The organism is Vibrio sabulosilitoris (assembly GCF_055391395.1).
Genome location: NZ_AP029599.1, coordinates 1,266,251 through 1,281,963, shown reverse-complemented (window position 1 = coordinate 1,281,963; position 15,713 = coordinate 1,266,251). Strand labels below are relative to the sequence as shown.

The following is a 15,713-nucleotide window of genomic DNA, read 5'->3' as shown; positions in this document are numbered from 1 at the left end:
TATTGCTCTCATTCAAGACTAAATCAAAGACAGTTGCTGTGTGTCAGCCTGAGGTTTGAGAGTCACGTTCAGGCCAATCAAACGAATACCACGCCCTTTCTGCCGCTCGAGGATCTCCTTGAGCAGCGGCTTAAAGTCCTGCAGATCAATCTGATTATGTTGATGCTCAATCGTCGTGAGCTGAAAATCGGCGAACTTGAGCTTGATGCCTTGTTTGGCGATCGCGCCGTGCTCGCTGTGGCGTGCAAGGCGCCGCTCAAGCTCGGGAAACAGGGTCTCTTCAATCAGGGTCCAGCACTGCTGATAATCAAAGATATCGGTGACTAAGGTGCGCTCAACCCCAACCGACTTACGCTCACGATGGGTCTCGACTGAGCGGCGATCAATCCCATGGCTGCGATTCCACAGCGAAGCGCCAAGACGGCCAAACTGGCGGATCACCTCCGCCTGGCTACGTGCAGTCACATCGCGACACTTATACAACCCCGCTTTGTGCAGCTTCTCCAGCGACACCTTACCCACCCCAGGGATGCGCTCCAGGGGCAAGTCATCGATAAATCCCTGCAGCTTATCAGGGGGAACAACACAGATCCCATTGGGCTTATTCACATCCGAGGCCACCTTAGCAACAAACTTGATAGGTGCCACCCCGGCACTGGCCGTCAGATTGAGCTCAGTCTCAATCGCCTTGCGGATATCTTCGGCAATCAGGGTGGCGGAGCCATGAAACAGCGTCGAATCCGTCACGTCCAAATAAGCCTCATCGAGAGAAAGCGGCTCAATTAAGTCCGTATAACGTGAGAAAATAGCATGGATTTGGCGCGATACCGCCTTGTATTTGGCCATATCACCAGGGATCACCGTCAGATTCGGGCACAGCTTGAGCGCATGCGCCGTGGCCATCGCCGAGCGAACACCGAATTTGCGCGCAATATAGTTGCACGTAGAGATAACGCCACGCCGATCTTGTGAGCCACCGATCGCCAGCGGAATATCACGTAGCTCTGGATTGTCTCTCATCTCAACCGCGGCATAGTAACAGTCAAGATCGATATGAATGATTTTTCGCGTCATAGGGTTGAATCTATACTGGCTCTCTGAACGGAAGATAGAAAAAAAAAAGCTCTTCGATAACTGTATATATTAACAGTACCATTTGTCCTGAGCAACGCCTCAAGCAGTCTCTATTCGCCGTTGGTCCAAGCGATATCCTTGGCCAGGCTCAGCCCTGTCAAACTTTGTCTATCTGCTCGGAAAGTGTTAACTTTGCCCGGTTATTAACAACCCATCAAGGCGATGATGCTATGTCTCAACACGAGCGACTGCAGCAAATCGATTTGCGATCCCTTCGAATCTTGTCTTTGCTACTTAGGCATCAAAACACCACCAAAGTTGCAGAGATACTCGGCATTACGCAAGCCAATGTCAGTTACCATCTCGGAAAGTTAAGACAACAATTGGATGATCCTTTGCTCATTGCCACGGGTAAAACAATGCACCTCACTGAGCGCGCAACCGAGCTATCTCGAACTCTCGGTGATATCCTGGAGCAATTAGAGTGGACTTTATTTGAAGCCGAGGTCGACCTTGTTCAAGTCAAACGGGTGATCCGCATTGCTATCTTAGACTATCCCGCATCGCGAATATTACCTCAACTGTTAGCCAAGTTAGCTCAAGAAGCGCCGGGGGTTACCATAGAACAATGCGAGTGGAACCCCAATGTCCGTGAGCAACTCGAGCGAGGTGAGATTGATATTGCCGTCAACCCAATGTCACGCCTCTCAGCCAATATTCACGGCTATGAGCTGGGAAAAATAGCGATTGGGGTTTTGATGCGCAAAGGTCACCCCCTTGCCACACTCGCTCCAGAACAGCTTATCGAACAGGTATTCGACTTTCCCCATGTTCGCCTGTCCAGCTCCGAGTCAATCGAAACAGAAGTTGATAAGATTGCTCGAGAGTTGGGAGTCGAGCGTCATTTTGCGCTCAAAACCAGTAACTTCTCCGTCATGGCGGAATGCATCGCGCAAAATGACTGTGTCGGCCTGATCACGGACCGAATTGCTGACGGACTCGCTAGTGAGCGAGCGATGGAAATGCGTCTGCTGCCGATGGGGAGCAAGCAAACGGTTTACTGTTACTGGCACAGCCGCTCACACCAGGATAAGCTGCATCAGTTTATCCGCCGAGCCATTATTGAAATAATGACTCAAACCAACGAAAAAAGCCGCCCAAAATAGGCGGCTCACTCTAGCGCGTGCTTAAAGACGCTAATTATTTTTTCTCAAAGATCACTTCATCTTGTTTGATTGTGGTCAGTACTTGCATTTGACGAATCTCTTCAGAGGTCGCTTCGATTGGGTTGATGTCAAGCACTACGAAGTCCGCCATCAGGCCCTCTTTGATCATGCCGCGGTTGTGCTCTTCAAAGTGCTGCCAAGCTGGACCTGAGGTGATGCCCTGAAGCGCGGTGTAGGCATCAACACGCTGATCAGCTCCTAGTACCTTGCCATTGAGTGTGGTTCGCTCCATTGCACTCCACAGTTGGATACGAGTATCCAGCGGCGTTACCGGGTAATCAGATTGGTTAGAGTAGACTAAGCCATGATCAAGCGCCGCTTTAACAGGGCTGATAAAGTGCGGCTCTTTCTCACCACGGTTTTGCAAGTGAGCATCACCCCACAACCAGGTGTGCGCGGTAAAGAAGTTTGGTGTCATGCCTAGTTCAACGTAACGCTCGAGCTGCTCTGGACGCATAAACTGCGAGTGGATCACCACTGAGCGGTGATCGTCTTCTGCGGTCATCTCAAACTCATCAATAATATCGAGCAGCATATCGATGCCCGCATCACCATTAGCATGAGCAAACAGCTGCGCGCCCGCTTCAAAGCCAATCGCCATCATCTGCTTGGCGGCAGGCTTACTGATATACGGTTTACCCGTCCAGTCTTCTTCACCGTTAAGACCACCGGTTAGGTACGGCGTCGTAAAGTAAGCGGTTTTACCTTGTGGAGAGCCGTCCATCACGAACTTCATACCTTGGACTTTGTAGCCGTTTTCCAGCTCGCCGAATTTGACGTCGGGGTTGTTCGCCCATTTCATCACCTCAGAAAACAGCATCAAAGAGGCGATATCAATGTCAAAGCCCTCGGTGTTCGCCACTTGCAACATTTTCATATGCTCATCAAGGTGCAAAGCACCATCTTGAGCAAAGGTGTAACCATTGCGCGCATACATATACTGGGCGCGGCGTACAAGCTCTGGATACATATCATCATCCAGACCAGGAACTTCTTTCAGCACGGCCAAAAGCGCTGTGCCAAACAAGGTCCCTGATGGTTTATTGGTTCCTTCAACACGAGTCACGACGCCGCCGTCTGGGGTCTCGAAGTTCTCATCGATACCCAGAGCCTCAAGTGCCTTGGAGTTCATTGATGCACCGTGTTGAGAGATATGGCGCATGAACACTGGGTTATCTGGGAACGCTTCATCAAGGTCAAAAATACTTGGGTGACGCTTTTCTGCGAGCATGTTTTCATCATAGCCCCAGCCAAAGATCCACTCACCTTTCTGAATATTGTTTTCCTTCTGGAAAGTCTTAAGACGCTCAACCAAGGTCGCCATATCGCCAACTTCACCCGTCGGTGGCGCAGTCAGGTCAACCTTCGCCACGTTCTCCACCGCGATCTGGAAGTGGCTATGACCATCAACAAAACCTGGCAGCATGGTTTTGCCTTCCAAGTTTACTAGGCGAGTGTCATCGCCTTGGTGCTGTTTTACCTGATCTTGGCTACCGACGAAGGTAATGCGGCCATCTTTAACCGCTACAGCTTGAGCAAACTCAGGCTGATCACTTTCCATGGTCAGAATGTTGCCACCAAAGTAGATGCTGTCAGCATACTCACCGGCAAAAGCAAAAGAGCTTGCCATAATACTCAGCGCAATTGAGCTTTTGATCATAGACTTGTGTTTCGTAAACTTGGTTTTCATATATCGCCTTGATTGATTAACGTATGTCACGTGGTGCAGTGTAGTTTCTATCGTCAACACTGCAATTAATCACATCGATAGCAGGTATAAGTACCACTTAGAGTGACAGCATAAAACAAGCTTGTAATAGGGCCTCACTCTCTATGCGACAGGGTTGAGCAATCGCGATATCGCGTTAACACTATCGCTATTGATCCAATTCGACTCTGACCAGGCTCGGCCTCTATAGCCCATTGACCTGTACAAATCCAAAACCAAGCTAATTGATGAGCGTCTCTGAGTTAACTTACTGTGTGTTGCGACTTTGTTATTGCTCACTACTCTCTAAACCGGTGATTTTGTAGTTTGCGATCTTGCGCACTGGGTCAAAATGCTAGGCAAAAAAAAACCTGCACTAAAGTGCAGGTTTTTTATAACTGTCAGTGACTGTTTGCTAATGTAGGATTAGCTAGTCAAATCATCAAAGAACTTCTTCACGCCGTTGAAGAAACCCTCAGCCTTTGGCTTGTGCTTCGTTGCCGCATCACCACCACAAGACTCTTCAAACTCTTTCAGCAATTCTTTTTGACGTGAGCTTAGGTTAACCGGTGTCTCTACCACTAGCTTGACAATCAGATCACCTACACCGCCGCCACGAACGCCTTTCACGCCTTTACCGCGCATACGGAACATACGGCCAGTTTGGGTTTCGGTTGGCACTTTCAGGTTCACGCGACCATCAAGAGTTGGGACTTCAACCTCACCACCCAGTGCGGCCATTGCAAAGCTGACTGGTACTTCACAGTACAGGTTGTTGCCATCGCGCTCGAAGATGTGGTGCTCGCGCACGTGCACTTGAACGTACAGATCGCCCGCTGGTGCGCCCATTTCTCCCGCTTCACCCTCGCCAGATAGACGGATGCGATCGCCGGTATCCACGCCCGCTGGGATCTTAACGTTAAGCGTCTTGGTCTTCTGCTTACGACCTTGACCGTGACACTCGTTACAAGGATCTTTAATGATCTTACCTTTACCGTGACAAGTAGGACAGGTCTGTTGTACTGCAAAGAAGCCTTGCCGCATTTGCACTTGGCCGTGACCATGACAGGTGCCACACGTCTCAGGCTTAGAGCCTTTCTTCGCGCCGCTACCATCACAAGTATCACAGTGAACTAGGGTTGGGACTTCAATCTCTTTCGAAACGCCACGTACCGCTTCTTCTAGCGATAGCTCCATGTTGTAGCGCAAATCGGCACCGCGCTGAGCACGCTGCTGACCACCGCGACCGCGGCCGCCACCGAAGATATCACCAAATACATCACCAAAGATGTCACCGAAATCAGCACCGCCGCCACCAAAGCCACCGCCGCCCATACCGCCTTGCTCAAATGCCGCATGGCCGTATTGGTCGTACGCTGCTTTCTTCTGTGGATCAAGCAGGATCTCATACGCTTCTTTTACTTCTTTAAACTTTTCTGCAGCAGACTCATCACCCTGGTTGCGATCCGGGTGGAATTTCATCGCTAGGCGCTTGTACGCCTTCTTAATATCGCGCTCTGATGCATCACGGCCAACGCCTAATACTTCGTAAAAATCACGTTTTGACATGTTCTTCGTCACCAAATTTGTTACTGCAAACAGTGGGAAAGCCCACACCGTCTGGTGTTTGTATCGTTCTAGCTAAAAGCTTTTGCGCTTAGTTATCAATAAATTAAGGCAAAGGGTTTAGCTAGAGCGACAAGGTTATCAACAAACATACGGGCGTATGAGTCTCCCCAAACGCCCGCAAGATTAAAAAGTTAACACTTATGAATCAAGAATTATTTCTTGTCTTCTTTAACTTCTTCGAACTCAGCATCAACAACGTCGTCTTGCTGTGGCTGCTCTGCACCTGCTTCAGCGCCTTGAGCCGCTTGAGCTTGTTGCTGAGCGATTTCCATCAGCTTCTGAGCTGCTGTCATTAGCGCTTGAACTTTTGCGTCGATAGCTTCTTTGTCGTCGCCGCCCTTCGCTTCTTCAAGCTCTTTGATTGCTGCTTCAATCTTCTCTTTCTCTTCTGCTGGTAGAGCGTCACCCGCTTCTTCTACCTGCTTCTGAGTACCGTGAATCATTTGGTCAGCTTGGTTACGTGCAGTCGCTAGCTCTTCGAACTTCTTGTCCGCTTCTTTGTTCGCTTCTGCTTCTTGAACCATTTTCTCGATGTCTTCATCGCTCAGACCACCAGATGCTTGGATAGTGATCTTCTGCTCTTTACCAGTCGACTTGTCTTTCGCTGATACGTGTAGGATACCATCAGCATCAAGGTCGAAAGTAACTTCGATTTGTGGCATGCCACGAGGAGCAGGCTGGATGCCTTCTAGGTTGAATTGACCTAGAGACTTGTTGTAAGTCGCTTGCTTACGCTCACCCTGTAGAACGTGGATAGTTACCGCGTTCTGGTTGTCTTCTGCTGTAGAGAAAACTTGGTTCGCTTTAGTTGGGATAGTGGTGTTCTTCTCAACCAGCTTAGTCATTACGCCACCCATTGTCTCGATACCTAGAGACAGTGGAGTTACGTCAAGAAGCAGTACGTCTTTCACTTCACCCGCTAGTACACCACCTTGAACTGCAGCACCCATTGCTACTGCTTCATCAGGGTTAACGTCACGGCGAGCTTCTTTACCGAAGAACTCAGCGACTTTCGCTTGAACCATAGGCATACGAGTCTGACCACCTACTAGGATAACGTCAGTGATGTCGTTAACTGATAGGTCAGAGTCTGCTAGAGCAACTTTTAGTGGCTCAAGAGAGCGTTGTACTAGGTCTTCAACTAGAGATTCTAGCTTCGCACGTGTCACCTTGATGTTCATGTGCTTAGGACCAGTCGCGTCTGCAGTCACGTAAGGTAGGTTTACGTCAGTTTGAGTAGTAGAAGAAAGCTCAATCTTCGCTTTTTCTGCTGCTTCTTTGACACGCTGCATCGCTAGAGGATCGTTCTTAAGATCGATGCCTTGCTCTTTTTGGAACTCTTCAACTAGGTAGTTGATCATGCGGTTATCGAAGTCTTCACCACCTAGGTGCGTGTCACCGTTAGTCGCTAGAACTTCAAAAGTTTTCTCGCCTTCTACTTCGTCGATCTCGATGATAGAGATATCGAATGTACCACCACCAAGGTCGTAAACCGCGATAGTGCGATCGCCGCCTGACTTGTCTAGACCGTAAGCTAGAGCCGCCGCTGTTGGTTCGTTGATGATACGCTTAACTTCTAGACCTGCGATACGGCCAGCATCTTTAGTTGCTTGACGCTGAGCATCGTTAAAGTAAGCAGGTACAGTGATAACTGCGCCAGTTACTTCCTCACCAAGGAAGTCTTCAGCAGTTTTCTTCATTTTCTTCAGTACTTCAGCAGAAACCTGAGGAGCCGCCATTTTTTGGCCTTGTGCTTCAACCCAAGCATCACCGTTGTCCGCTTTCACAATGTTGAAAGGCATGATTTCGATGTCGCGTTGTACTTCTTCGTCTTCAAAACGACGACCGATTAGACGCTTAATTGCAAATAGCGTGTTGGTTGGGTTAGTAACCGCTTGACGTTTTGCAGGTTGACCTACCAGCGTCTCACCATCTGTGTATGCAATTACTGATGCTGTTGTACGCTCGCCTTCCGCGTTCTCAATTACGCGTGGCTTGTCACCGTCAAGAACAGCAACACAAGAGTTAGTAGTACCTAAGTCAATACCAATGATTTTACCCATCAGGCTATCTCCGAATAAATTCTATTTTCGTTTGGTTATATCCCCTTATGTGGGGATGGAGAATTGGGTTTCAACCCTAATTACAAACAAAAACTAAGATGTTTGTTTCTCGTATGCACCATAGATAAGGCCTTCAGCGGGGTTTTCAAGGGTTGGATCGAAAAAAAATTAATTTTAGCGGTTAAAACCCCGCAGAGGCGAGAAGCGAGATTCGAGAGTCGAGGTGGTTTTGTAGTTGCTGGGGCTTTTTCGTGCCCATTTCATCTAGATAAAACCTAAAGAGAAGCGATCATGGAAGCTAATCATCTACCTCATGGGTCAAAGCAACCACCTCCTCGCGCGTTAGCGGTCTCGCCTCTCGATTCTCGCCTCTAAAAACAAAAAGAGAGAGGCAAAACCTCTCTCTTTCTCAATAACTTAAATGGTGTGACTATTTCGCGACCATAACCATCGCAGGACGAACCACGCGGCCGTTGAGTTCGTAGCCTTTTTGCATGACGAACATGACGGTGTTTGATTCGTGGTCTGGGCTTTCTTGGATAGACATCGCTTGGTGAAGCTCTGGGTTGAACTTCTCGCCTTCTGGGTTGATCTCTTTCAGACCAAACTTGGCTACCGTGTCAACGAATGTCTTGTGCGTTAGCTCAACACCTTCCAGGATTGGCTTCACTGCTTCGTTTTCTGTGTCTGCCGCTTGGATAGCGCGCTCTAGGTTATCGATAACCGGTAGCAGCTCTTCCGCGAACTTGTTTAGAGCGTATTTGCGCGCTTTGTCGATTTCAGTCTCGGTGCGGCGGCGCATGTTCTCAACTTCTGCTTTGGCGCGCAGTACCGAGTCTTTTTGCTCTTGTACTTTGGCTTCGCTTGAAAGCAGTGCAGCTTCTAGCTGAGCGATCTTGGCTTCGGTCTCGCCCTGCTCAACCTCTTGCGCACTCTCTTCATTCCATTCGATATCAGCGTCGCTACCAACAACCTCTGATTCAACTTCCTGCTCAGCAGCCTGCTGCTTTAGCTCTTCTTCATTTACTTTGTTTTCTTCGTTGCTCATGATGTCTCCAGAATTCAACGATTCACGCATGACGCCGCCTTGGGTGCGATTGCCCCGCTGCGTCACGACATAAAAATTCGCGTGTAAGGGTAACTTGCCACTATTATGGGGATGATGAGCCCTGTTTCAAGGCTTTCGCCTCGGATTATGGGTAATCGAGTGCCGAATAAACCTGCCAGCTCGCAAAAATCACCCATTGAACCTTGGCCGGCGGGCGATTATTGAGCGCAAGAGGTGCATGTTTTTCATTTTGACGGTAAAGTAATTTGTTGAAACACAACAATATCAGACGTCACTTAGGCTAAATTACCCCATGAATAAGTCCTTTGACACCGTTGCAATCATCGGTAAACCGCGCGACCAACACGCGATACAGACCCACCGCGACCTCTACCATTGGCTAATGGGACAGGGCAAGCGCGTGTACATTGACGATCGCCTTGAAGAGATCTTGGTCGATATTCCTGCAGAGCACTTTGCCAATCTGATTGAGCTTGGTGAGAGTGCCGATCTGGCTATCGTTGTGGGCGGTGACGGCAACATGCTGGGCGCGGCGCGGGTGCTATCTCGCTTCGATATCTGCGTTATCGGTGTCAATAAGGGCAACCTTGGCTTTCTCACCGACATCAACCCCGATGATTTTGAAACCACACTAACCGAGGTTTTACGCGGCGAATACATCGTTGAGGACCGCTTCCTGCTTGAGACCGAGATCCACCGCCACGGACAGATAAAAAGCCAAAACGCCGCATTTAATGAAGCGGTGCTTCACCCTGGTCAAGTAGCGCATATGATTGAATTTGAGGTCTACATCGATGACAGCTTTGCGTTTTCACAGCGCTCAGACGGCTTGATAGTTGCCACGCCAACCGGCTCAACTGCCTATTCACTCTCTGGCGGCGGCCCGATTCTCTCCACCAGCATGAACGCAATAAGCTTAGTGCCGATGTTCCCGCACACCCTATCGAGTCGACCTTTGGTCGTCGATGGCTATCGCCGCATCAAGCTGGTTGTCTCACCAGAGAATCGCGGCACGCAAGAAGTGAGTTGCGACGGTCAGATATCGCTGCCGGTTTCACCTGGCGATGAGATCCATATCTACCGCAGCCCGAATATACTCAAGCTGATCCACCCTAAGGATTACAGCTACTATCGCGTTTTGCGCAATAAACTCGGCTGGTCAAGTAAGCTGTTTTAACCAATATTCAGAGGCGAGAGTCGAGAAGCGAGATCGGGCGTTGCCCTGCGAGGTTGGTTCTTGACTCCCGGTCCGCCATAGCCCTTCTCCCGATACCACATCTCCAAGACCATTCTTTTGCTTGCCTGCTAAGTGAACCTATTGTTATTGCTGGTTTAATTTAGCCATTGTCACAAAATTTTTTTATTCCCTGCCTTTACTGTATAAAGAAACAGTATATACTGTTTTCTTATACAGTATGTTCAATTATACAGGTGATGAAAAGATGCTGGCCCATTTGAGTGTGAACAACTTCGCGATCGTAAAAGCATTGCAACTTGAACTGTCTCAAGGAATGACCACAATTACCGGCGAAACCGGTGCAGGTAAATCTATTGCTATCGATGCCCTAGGGCTGTGCCTTGGCGGGCGCGCTGAAGCCGGCATGGTGCGCCAAGGTGAAGAGAAAACCGAGGTCAGCGCTGCCTTTCATCTGGATAATAACCTCCACGCCACCCGCTGGCTGGAGGACAACGACCTGTTCGATGGCAATGAGTGCATCCTGCGCCGCACCATCACTAAAGAAGGCCGCTCGCGCGCCTTTATCAATGGCAGCCCGGTGCCTTTGTCTCAGCTAAAATCACTCGGCCAAATGCTGATCAACATCCATGGTCAACACGCCCATCATCAGTTGATGAAATCTGACTATCAGATGGCGATGCTCGACCAATACGCTGGTCACCATAACCTAATAAAATCAACCCGTAACGCCTATCAAACCTGGCGCCAAGCGGATAATGCCCTTAAGCAGCTCAAAGAAAACAGCCAGGCTAACCTGGCGCAGAAACAGCTGCTTGAGTATCAAATCAAAGAGCTCAACGAGCTAGCAATTGGTGAAAGCGAGTTTGCCGAGCTAGAACAAGAGCACAAACGCCTATCCAACAGCGGTGAGCTAGCGCACAGCTGTCAGCAGGCCATCGATCTTATCTACGAAAACGATGAGGTTAACGCACTCGGTATCCTGCAAACTGCCAGCCAATCGATGATTGATCTCGCCGAGATGGATGAAAAGCTCGCGGAGCTGCCAAACATGCTGGCAGAGGCGATGATCCAGATCGAAGAAGCCAACAGTGAGCTGCGTGCATACCTAGACAATATCGATGTTGACCCGGCGCGCATGGCCTTTGTCGAAGAGCGCTTTTCCAAGGTGATGTCAATCTCGCGCAAGCACCACGTAATGCCAGAAGAGCTTTACCAACATCACCAAGATTTGCTTCAGCAGATCGAGGCCCTAGACTGCTCTGATGAAAAGCTCGATGAGCTGGCACAAGATGTCGAAACTAAGCATCAGCGCTTCCTAGTCTGCGCTGAGAAGCTGCATAAATCCCGCGTGCGCTACGCCAAAGAGCTCAACAAGCTGATCACCCAAAGCATGCACGAACTGAGCATGGAAAAGGCCCAGTTCTGCATTGAGGTATGCTGTGAGACCCCGCACCCGTCACCGCTTGGCATCGATACCGTGACCTTTGTTGTCTCCACCAACCCAGGCCAGCCGATGCAGCCTATTGCTAAAGTAGCCTCAGGTGGTGAGCTATCGCGTATTTCCCTGGCGATTCAGGTCATTACTGCACAAAAAGTCGATACCCCAAGCCTGATCTTCGATGAGGTGGATGTGGGTATCAGTGGCCCAACCGCAGCCGTGGTCGGCAAAATGCTGCGCAAACTGGGTGAGTCGACCCAGGTGATGTGTGTGACCCACTTGCCGCAAGTCGCAGGCAGTGGCCACCAGCAACTATTCGTCGCCAAACACACCAAGGCAGGCAAAACCGAGACACAAATGCGCGTGCTCGACACCGACCAGCGCGTCAGCGAGCTGGCAAGACTGCTTGGCGGCAGCGAGATCACCGAGAGCACACTGGCCAATGCCAAAGAGCTACTCATCGCCGCTTAAGCTTGCAGCGTGATAAGTCATTATTTATTCTGCAACTAATCCACGTGTTTGTGGTCTTAATATCGATGCGGGTCATACTCAGCGCAACCAAGCGCGCAAGGGATGAAACCCGCATCTTTGCCTCGGCTGGGTATACATCTGACGCGAGCTTGTTTATTATCAGCCAAGTTTTATTCACTAGACACAATGAAATTACCTATGCAGTTTAAGAAGTGGCTGATCGCAGCCCCTCTTGCCATGACGATGTTAACGGGTTGCTCCTTACTGGAGAAACTGGTGTATCGAATCGATATCAACCAGGGTAACTATGTCGAGCAGGAAGCGGTAGACAAACTAAGATTCGGCATGACCAAAGAGCAGGTGCGCTTTGTGCTTGGCTCGCCAATGCTGATTGAGAATGGACGTCCTGACACGTGGTATTACATCTATCACCACACGCCAGGCCATAATGACTCGATCCAACGCAACCTAGTGGTGGACTTCGACCAAGCCGGTACGTTGGTGGAAGTGGATGGTGACTACACCATCGGCGATAGCTTCTTCCAAGAGCTGCGCTAACACGCCCAGTCCCAGATCAAAAAAGCTCGCCAAATCGGCGAGCTTTTTCATTTATCTGTTGCCATGCTGTCGCTAAGACTGCTCAGTCTTGCGCAGTGGACTAGGCTTACCGCCGGTCACAGGATCAGCGCTGCCAGACGCCTTAGCTTGCTCAGCACGCTTGCGGCGGATCTCTTTAGGGTCGGCCAATAACGGGCGATAAATCTCAATGCGGTCACGATCGCGCACCGTAGCATCGAGCTTCACATTGCGGCTAAACACGCCAACCTTGTTTTTGGCTAGGTCTACCTCAGGATAGAGCTCCAGCACACCAGACTGGTGAATGATCTCTTCCACGGTCATGCAGCGGTTAACGACTAGGGTAAACACACGCTGCTCGTGCGGCAGTGCGTACACCACCTCAACGTGGATCATCTCTGACTCAATACTCATAACAGTCGTACACCTGCTTTGCGCGCTTAGTAAACGCATTGACCATGTTACTGGTTAACTCATGAAACACCTTACCAAAGGCAAGCTCAATCATCTTACTGCTAAATTCAAACTCGAGCTTTAGCTCAACCTTACACGCCTGATCATCAAGCGGAGTAAAGTACCAGCCCCCCTGCAGCGACTTGAAAGGCCCATCGACCAGATTCATCATGATCGAGCGCCCTGGTGAGAGTACGTTGTTGGTGGTAAAGGTCTTACTGATCCCTGCCTTGGCCACATCCACCGACGCCACCATCTGCTGCTCACTGGCTTCTAATACCGCCGCGCCCGCGCAGCCGGGTAAAAACTCCGGATAGTTTGATACATCATTGACTAGGTCATACATCTGATCCGCACTAAAACTCACGAGTGCCGAACGACTGACTTGCTTCATAAACTCTCCTCATGGACGTGTTGAGTACCGTCTAGTTCACCATTTTCTCTTTTATTTGGCCTGAGCGCAAATAAAGGGATATGCTAAGCCGATTCTCCACCGTATAATGCAATGATTATGGCAAAGAAAAAATCAAAACAAAAAGCGGGTAGCAACACTATCGCGCTAAACAAAAAAGCGAGACACGAGTACTTCATCGATGATGAGATTGAAGCGGGTCTAGAGCTTCAAGGCTGGGAAGTAAAAGCCCTTCGCCAAGGCAAAGCCAACATCGCCGAAAGCTACGTTTTCATGCGTGATGGAGAAGCCTTTGTCAGCGGCATGACGATTACTCCTCTTAATCAAGCGTCAACCCACGTTGTCGCCAACCCAACCCGCGTTCGTAAGCTGCTGATGAGCCGCCGCGAACTCGACAACCTACTCGGTCGCATCAACCGTGAAGGTATGACACTGGCAGCCCTTTCTCTGTACTGGTCTAAGTCTTGGGTCAAGATGAAGATTGGTGTCGCCAAAGGTAAGAAACTGCACGATAAGCGTACTGATCTGAAAGAAAAAGATTGGGCACGTGAGAAAGCGCGCGTTATGAAGAGCTCACTGCGCTAAAATTAATCACTTAAACTCGCAAAGCTAGACAGGGTAAACAATTCTGGTAGTATGCGAGGAACACTTCGGGGCTGATTTAGGATTCGACAGGAATTTTGAAGTCTGAGGTGCATGCCGTGGGGCGGTTGGCCACGTAAAAAGCCGCAAAAAAATAGTCGCAAACGACGAAAACTACGCACTAGCAGCTTAATAACCTGCTCAGAGCTCTCTCGCCCTAGCTTCCGCACGTAAGACGGGGACCAACGAGAGATCAAACCCAAACGCGCTAGCCCGGATTCTCCCACCTGAGAGATGAACGGCGAAGTTTAATTCAGGTTAGTCATTCATTAGCGTGTCGGTTCGCAGGTGGGTGGTGAATTTAAAGATCGACTAAGCATGTAGTACCAATGATGAATGATTTTTGGACGCGGGTTCAACTCCCGCCAGCTCCACCAAACGTTTGGAAAGGGCGGTAAGTCACTGATTTACCGCCCTTTTTGTATTTGTTACTTGCTGATTTTAGCTGTTTGGTACTAGAAAAAGGTACTAAAACATGCAAAAGATAAAAATATCTAAGAATGGCATTTGGCAATTTCGCTACCAAATACCAGCTCCTTACCGTCATCTATTCAATCATAAATTTGAGATCAAACGATCTCTCCGTACATCGGATAAACAAGTCGCGATTGTGAAAGCGCTTCAGCTAGAACTTGATATCCGTATCTCCATACAGAAAAATCGCGCACTAAGTGACCGTAATATAGAGTCAACTTCACCTGCATCACCTGCATCACCTGCATCACTGAATGAAAAACCCTTACTTGATGCATTCTCATGTTTAGAAATGTACAAAGAGTCTAAACAAGGGCTAGTAAGCCCCAAAACCCTTGAGATGGCTTATGCTAAATGCCATATAGTACTTACACTACTCAAAGCTAGCAAAATCAGAGATATTCGCCGACTGCAGGCAGAAGACGCTCGCTCTCTTCTAACGCAATATCCGGTCAATGCAAAAAAACACAAACAATTTGAGGGGCTAAATGGACAGCAACTGATTAGGGCCAACAAAAAACACAAACTACCAACTTTAAGCCCTGAAAGCGTAAAAGATTACATCCAAAAATGCTCTTCATTCTTCGAATGGTGCCTGCAGATGGAATTGACTGATATAAACCCTTTCAAAGGTATGAAATTCAGAAAAACTCGAAAGGATAGTGAAGCGAAAAGCGCGTACAGCAATTCAGATCTGAAAAGGCTATTTGGTACTGAAATACACACCCATAAGAAATACAAGCACCCCCATTACTACTGGTTGCCACTATTGGGTGTGTACTCGGGTGCAAGACTAAATGAACTGTGCCAGCTCTATAAGCAGGATATCTTCAAGCAAGATGATATCTGGGTAATCAGAATTGACGATAAACTCGAGGGTCAACGTTTAAAAAACAACAGTAGTAGAAGGACAATCCCTATCCATGACAAGTTACTAGAACTCGGGTTCATAGACTACGTAAAAAGCATACAACATGAGCGCATATTTCCTGTACTAAAACATGAGAGGGATGGTTATGGCACTGCTGCCTCTAAGTGGTTTGGTCGCTTCAAAAAATCATTGGGATTTGAACGAGGATATGACTTCCATTCTTTTCGACACACTGTCGCTACCCAACTAAAAAACAGAAACGTATCTCCAGTAATAGCAGCGGAGCTTCTGGGACATATACAAAATAACATCACATATGATCGATACGGCAAATCAATTGACATATCAACATTGAGAGCCGCAATTATGGAAATAGAAGTTAAATTTTGATGATAGACTGCGCTTTTCG

Annotated in this window: 13 protein-coding genes and 1 other RNA gene; 7 read left to right on the top strand and 7 right to left on the bottom strand. The window is 48.8% G+C overall.

Annotated elements, in window-relative coordinates; translation table 11 throughout:
• Positions 1 to 18: 18 nt before the first annotated feature.
• Positions 19 to 1,074, bottom strand: coding sequence for a DNA polymerase IV (dinB, locus tag ACZ5R2_RS06035; RefSeq protein WP_464901444.1), 1,056 nt, complete (start codon positions 1,072 to 1,074; stop codon positions 19 to 21).
• A 230-nt stretch (positions 1,075 to 1,304) separates the two neighbouring features.
• Here dinB and ACZ5R2_RS06030 point away from each other — a divergent pair, with 230 nt between their 5' ends.
• Positions 1,305 to 2,240, top strand: coding sequence for a LysR family transcriptional regulator (locus ACZ5R2_RS06030; RefSeq protein ID WP_464901443.1), 936 nt, complete (start codon positions 1,305 to 1,307; stop codon positions 2,238 to 2,240).
• A 34-nt stretch (positions 2,241 to 2,274) separates the two neighbouring features.
• Here the strand turns inward: ACZ5R2_RS06030 and ACZ5R2_RS06025 are convergent, their stop codons facing one another.
• From ACZ5R2_RS06025 to grpE, 4 genes are all read right to left on the bottom strand, one after another.
• Positions 2,275 to 3,990 (bottom strand): amidohydrolase, encoded by a 1,716-nt coding sequence (locus tag ACZ5R2_RS06025; RefSeq protein ID WP_464901442.1) that lies wholly within the window; start codon positions 3,988 to 3,990, stop codon positions 2,275 to 2,277.
• 444 nt (positions 3,991 to 4,434) lie between these two features.
• On the bottom strand, positions 4,435 to 5,577 hold the full coding sequence (gene dnaJ / locus ACZ5R2_RS06020; protein ID WP_438458920.1) for a molecular chaperone DnaJ: 1,143 nt from the start codon (positions 5,575 to 5,577) through the stop codon (positions 4,435 to 4,437).
• 212 nt (positions 5,578 to 5,789) lie between these two features.
• Complete coding sequence (dnaK, locus tag ACZ5R2_RS06015) at positions 5,790 to 7,700, bottom strand: molecular chaperone DnaK (protein WP_464901441.1); 1,911 nt, start codon at positions 7,698 to 7,700, stop codon at positions 5,790 to 5,792.
• A gap of 430 nt (positions 7,701 to 8,130) precedes the next feature.
• Positions 8,131 to 8,748 carry a nucleotide exchange factor GrpE gene (gene grpE, locus ACZ5R2_RS06010; protein ID WP_464902316.1) on the bottom strand — a complete coding sequence of 206 codons (618 nt, stop codon included), beginning with the start codon at positions 8,746 to 8,748 and terminating at the stop codon, positions 8,131 to 8,133.
• Between the two features lie 313 nt (positions 8,749 to 9,061).
• Here grpE and nadK point away from each other — a divergent pair, with 313 nt between their 5' ends.
• The 3 genes from nadK to bamE all read left to right on the top strand — a co-directional run bounded on the left by nadK (position 9,062) and on the right by bamE (position 12,434).
• Entirely contained in the window at positions 9,062 to 9,946 is an 885-nt protein-coding gene (nadK, locus tag ACZ5R2_RS06005) for an NAD(+) kinase (protein ID WP_464901440.1), read from the top strand.
• A gap of 265 nt (positions 9,947 to 10,211) precedes the next feature.
• Positions 10,212 to 11,876 (top strand): DNA repair protein RecN, encoded by a 1,665-nt coding sequence (gene recN, locus ACZ5R2_RS06000; protein WP_464902315.1) that lies wholly within the window; start codon positions 10,212 to 10,214, stop codon positions 11,874 to 11,876.
• Positions 11,877 to 12,074: 198 nt separating this feature from the next.
• Positions 12,075 to 12,434, top strand: coding sequence for an outer membrane protein assembly factor BamE (gene bamE, locus ACZ5R2_RS05995; protein ID WP_438458925.1), 360 nt, complete (start codon positions 12,075 to 12,077; stop codon positions 12,432 to 12,434).
• 72 nt (positions 12,435 to 12,506) lie between these two features.
• Here the strand turns inward: bamE and ACZ5R2_RS05990 are convergent, their stop codons facing one another.
• Positions 12,507 to 12,866 carry an RnfH family protein gene (locus tag ACZ5R2_RS05990; RefSeq protein ID WP_438458926.1) on the bottom strand — a complete coding sequence of 120 codons (360 nt, stop codon included), beginning with the start codon at positions 12,864 to 12,866 and terminating at the stop codon, positions 12,507 to 12,509.
• A complete protein-coding gene (locus ACZ5R2_RS05985) occupies positions 12,856 to 13,299 on the bottom strand; it encodes an SRPBCC family protein (protein WP_438473730.1) in 444 nt (147 codons plus the stop codon). Before ACZ5R2_RS05985 ends, ACZ5R2_RS05990 begins: the two co-directional genes overlap by 11 nt.
• 117 nt (positions 13,300 to 13,416) lie before the next feature.
• On the opposite strand from ACZ5R2_RS05985, the gene smpB reads away from it, so the two are divergent.
• From smpB to ACZ5R2_RS05970, 3 genes are all read left to right on the top strand, one after another.
• Positions 13,417 to 13,902: an SsrA-binding protein SmpB gene (gene smpB / locus ACZ5R2_RS05980; RefSeq protein ID WP_438458928.1), complete on the top strand. Its 486-nt coding sequence runs from the start codon at positions 13,417 to 13,419 to the stop codon at positions 13,900 to 13,902.
• Between the two features lie 67 nt (positions 13,903 to 13,969).
• Positions 13,970 to 14,336: a transfer-messenger RNA gene (ssrA, locus tag ACZ5R2_RS05975) on the top strand.
• 98 nt (positions 14,337 to 14,434) lie between these two features.
• Positions 14,435 to 15,694: a tyrosine-type recombinase/integrase gene (locus tag ACZ5R2_RS05970; protein WP_464901439.1), complete on the top strand. Its 1,260-nt coding sequence runs from the start codon at positions 14,435 to 14,437 to the stop codon at positions 15,692 to 15,694.
• Positions 15,695 to 15,713 lie beyond the last annotated feature (19 nt).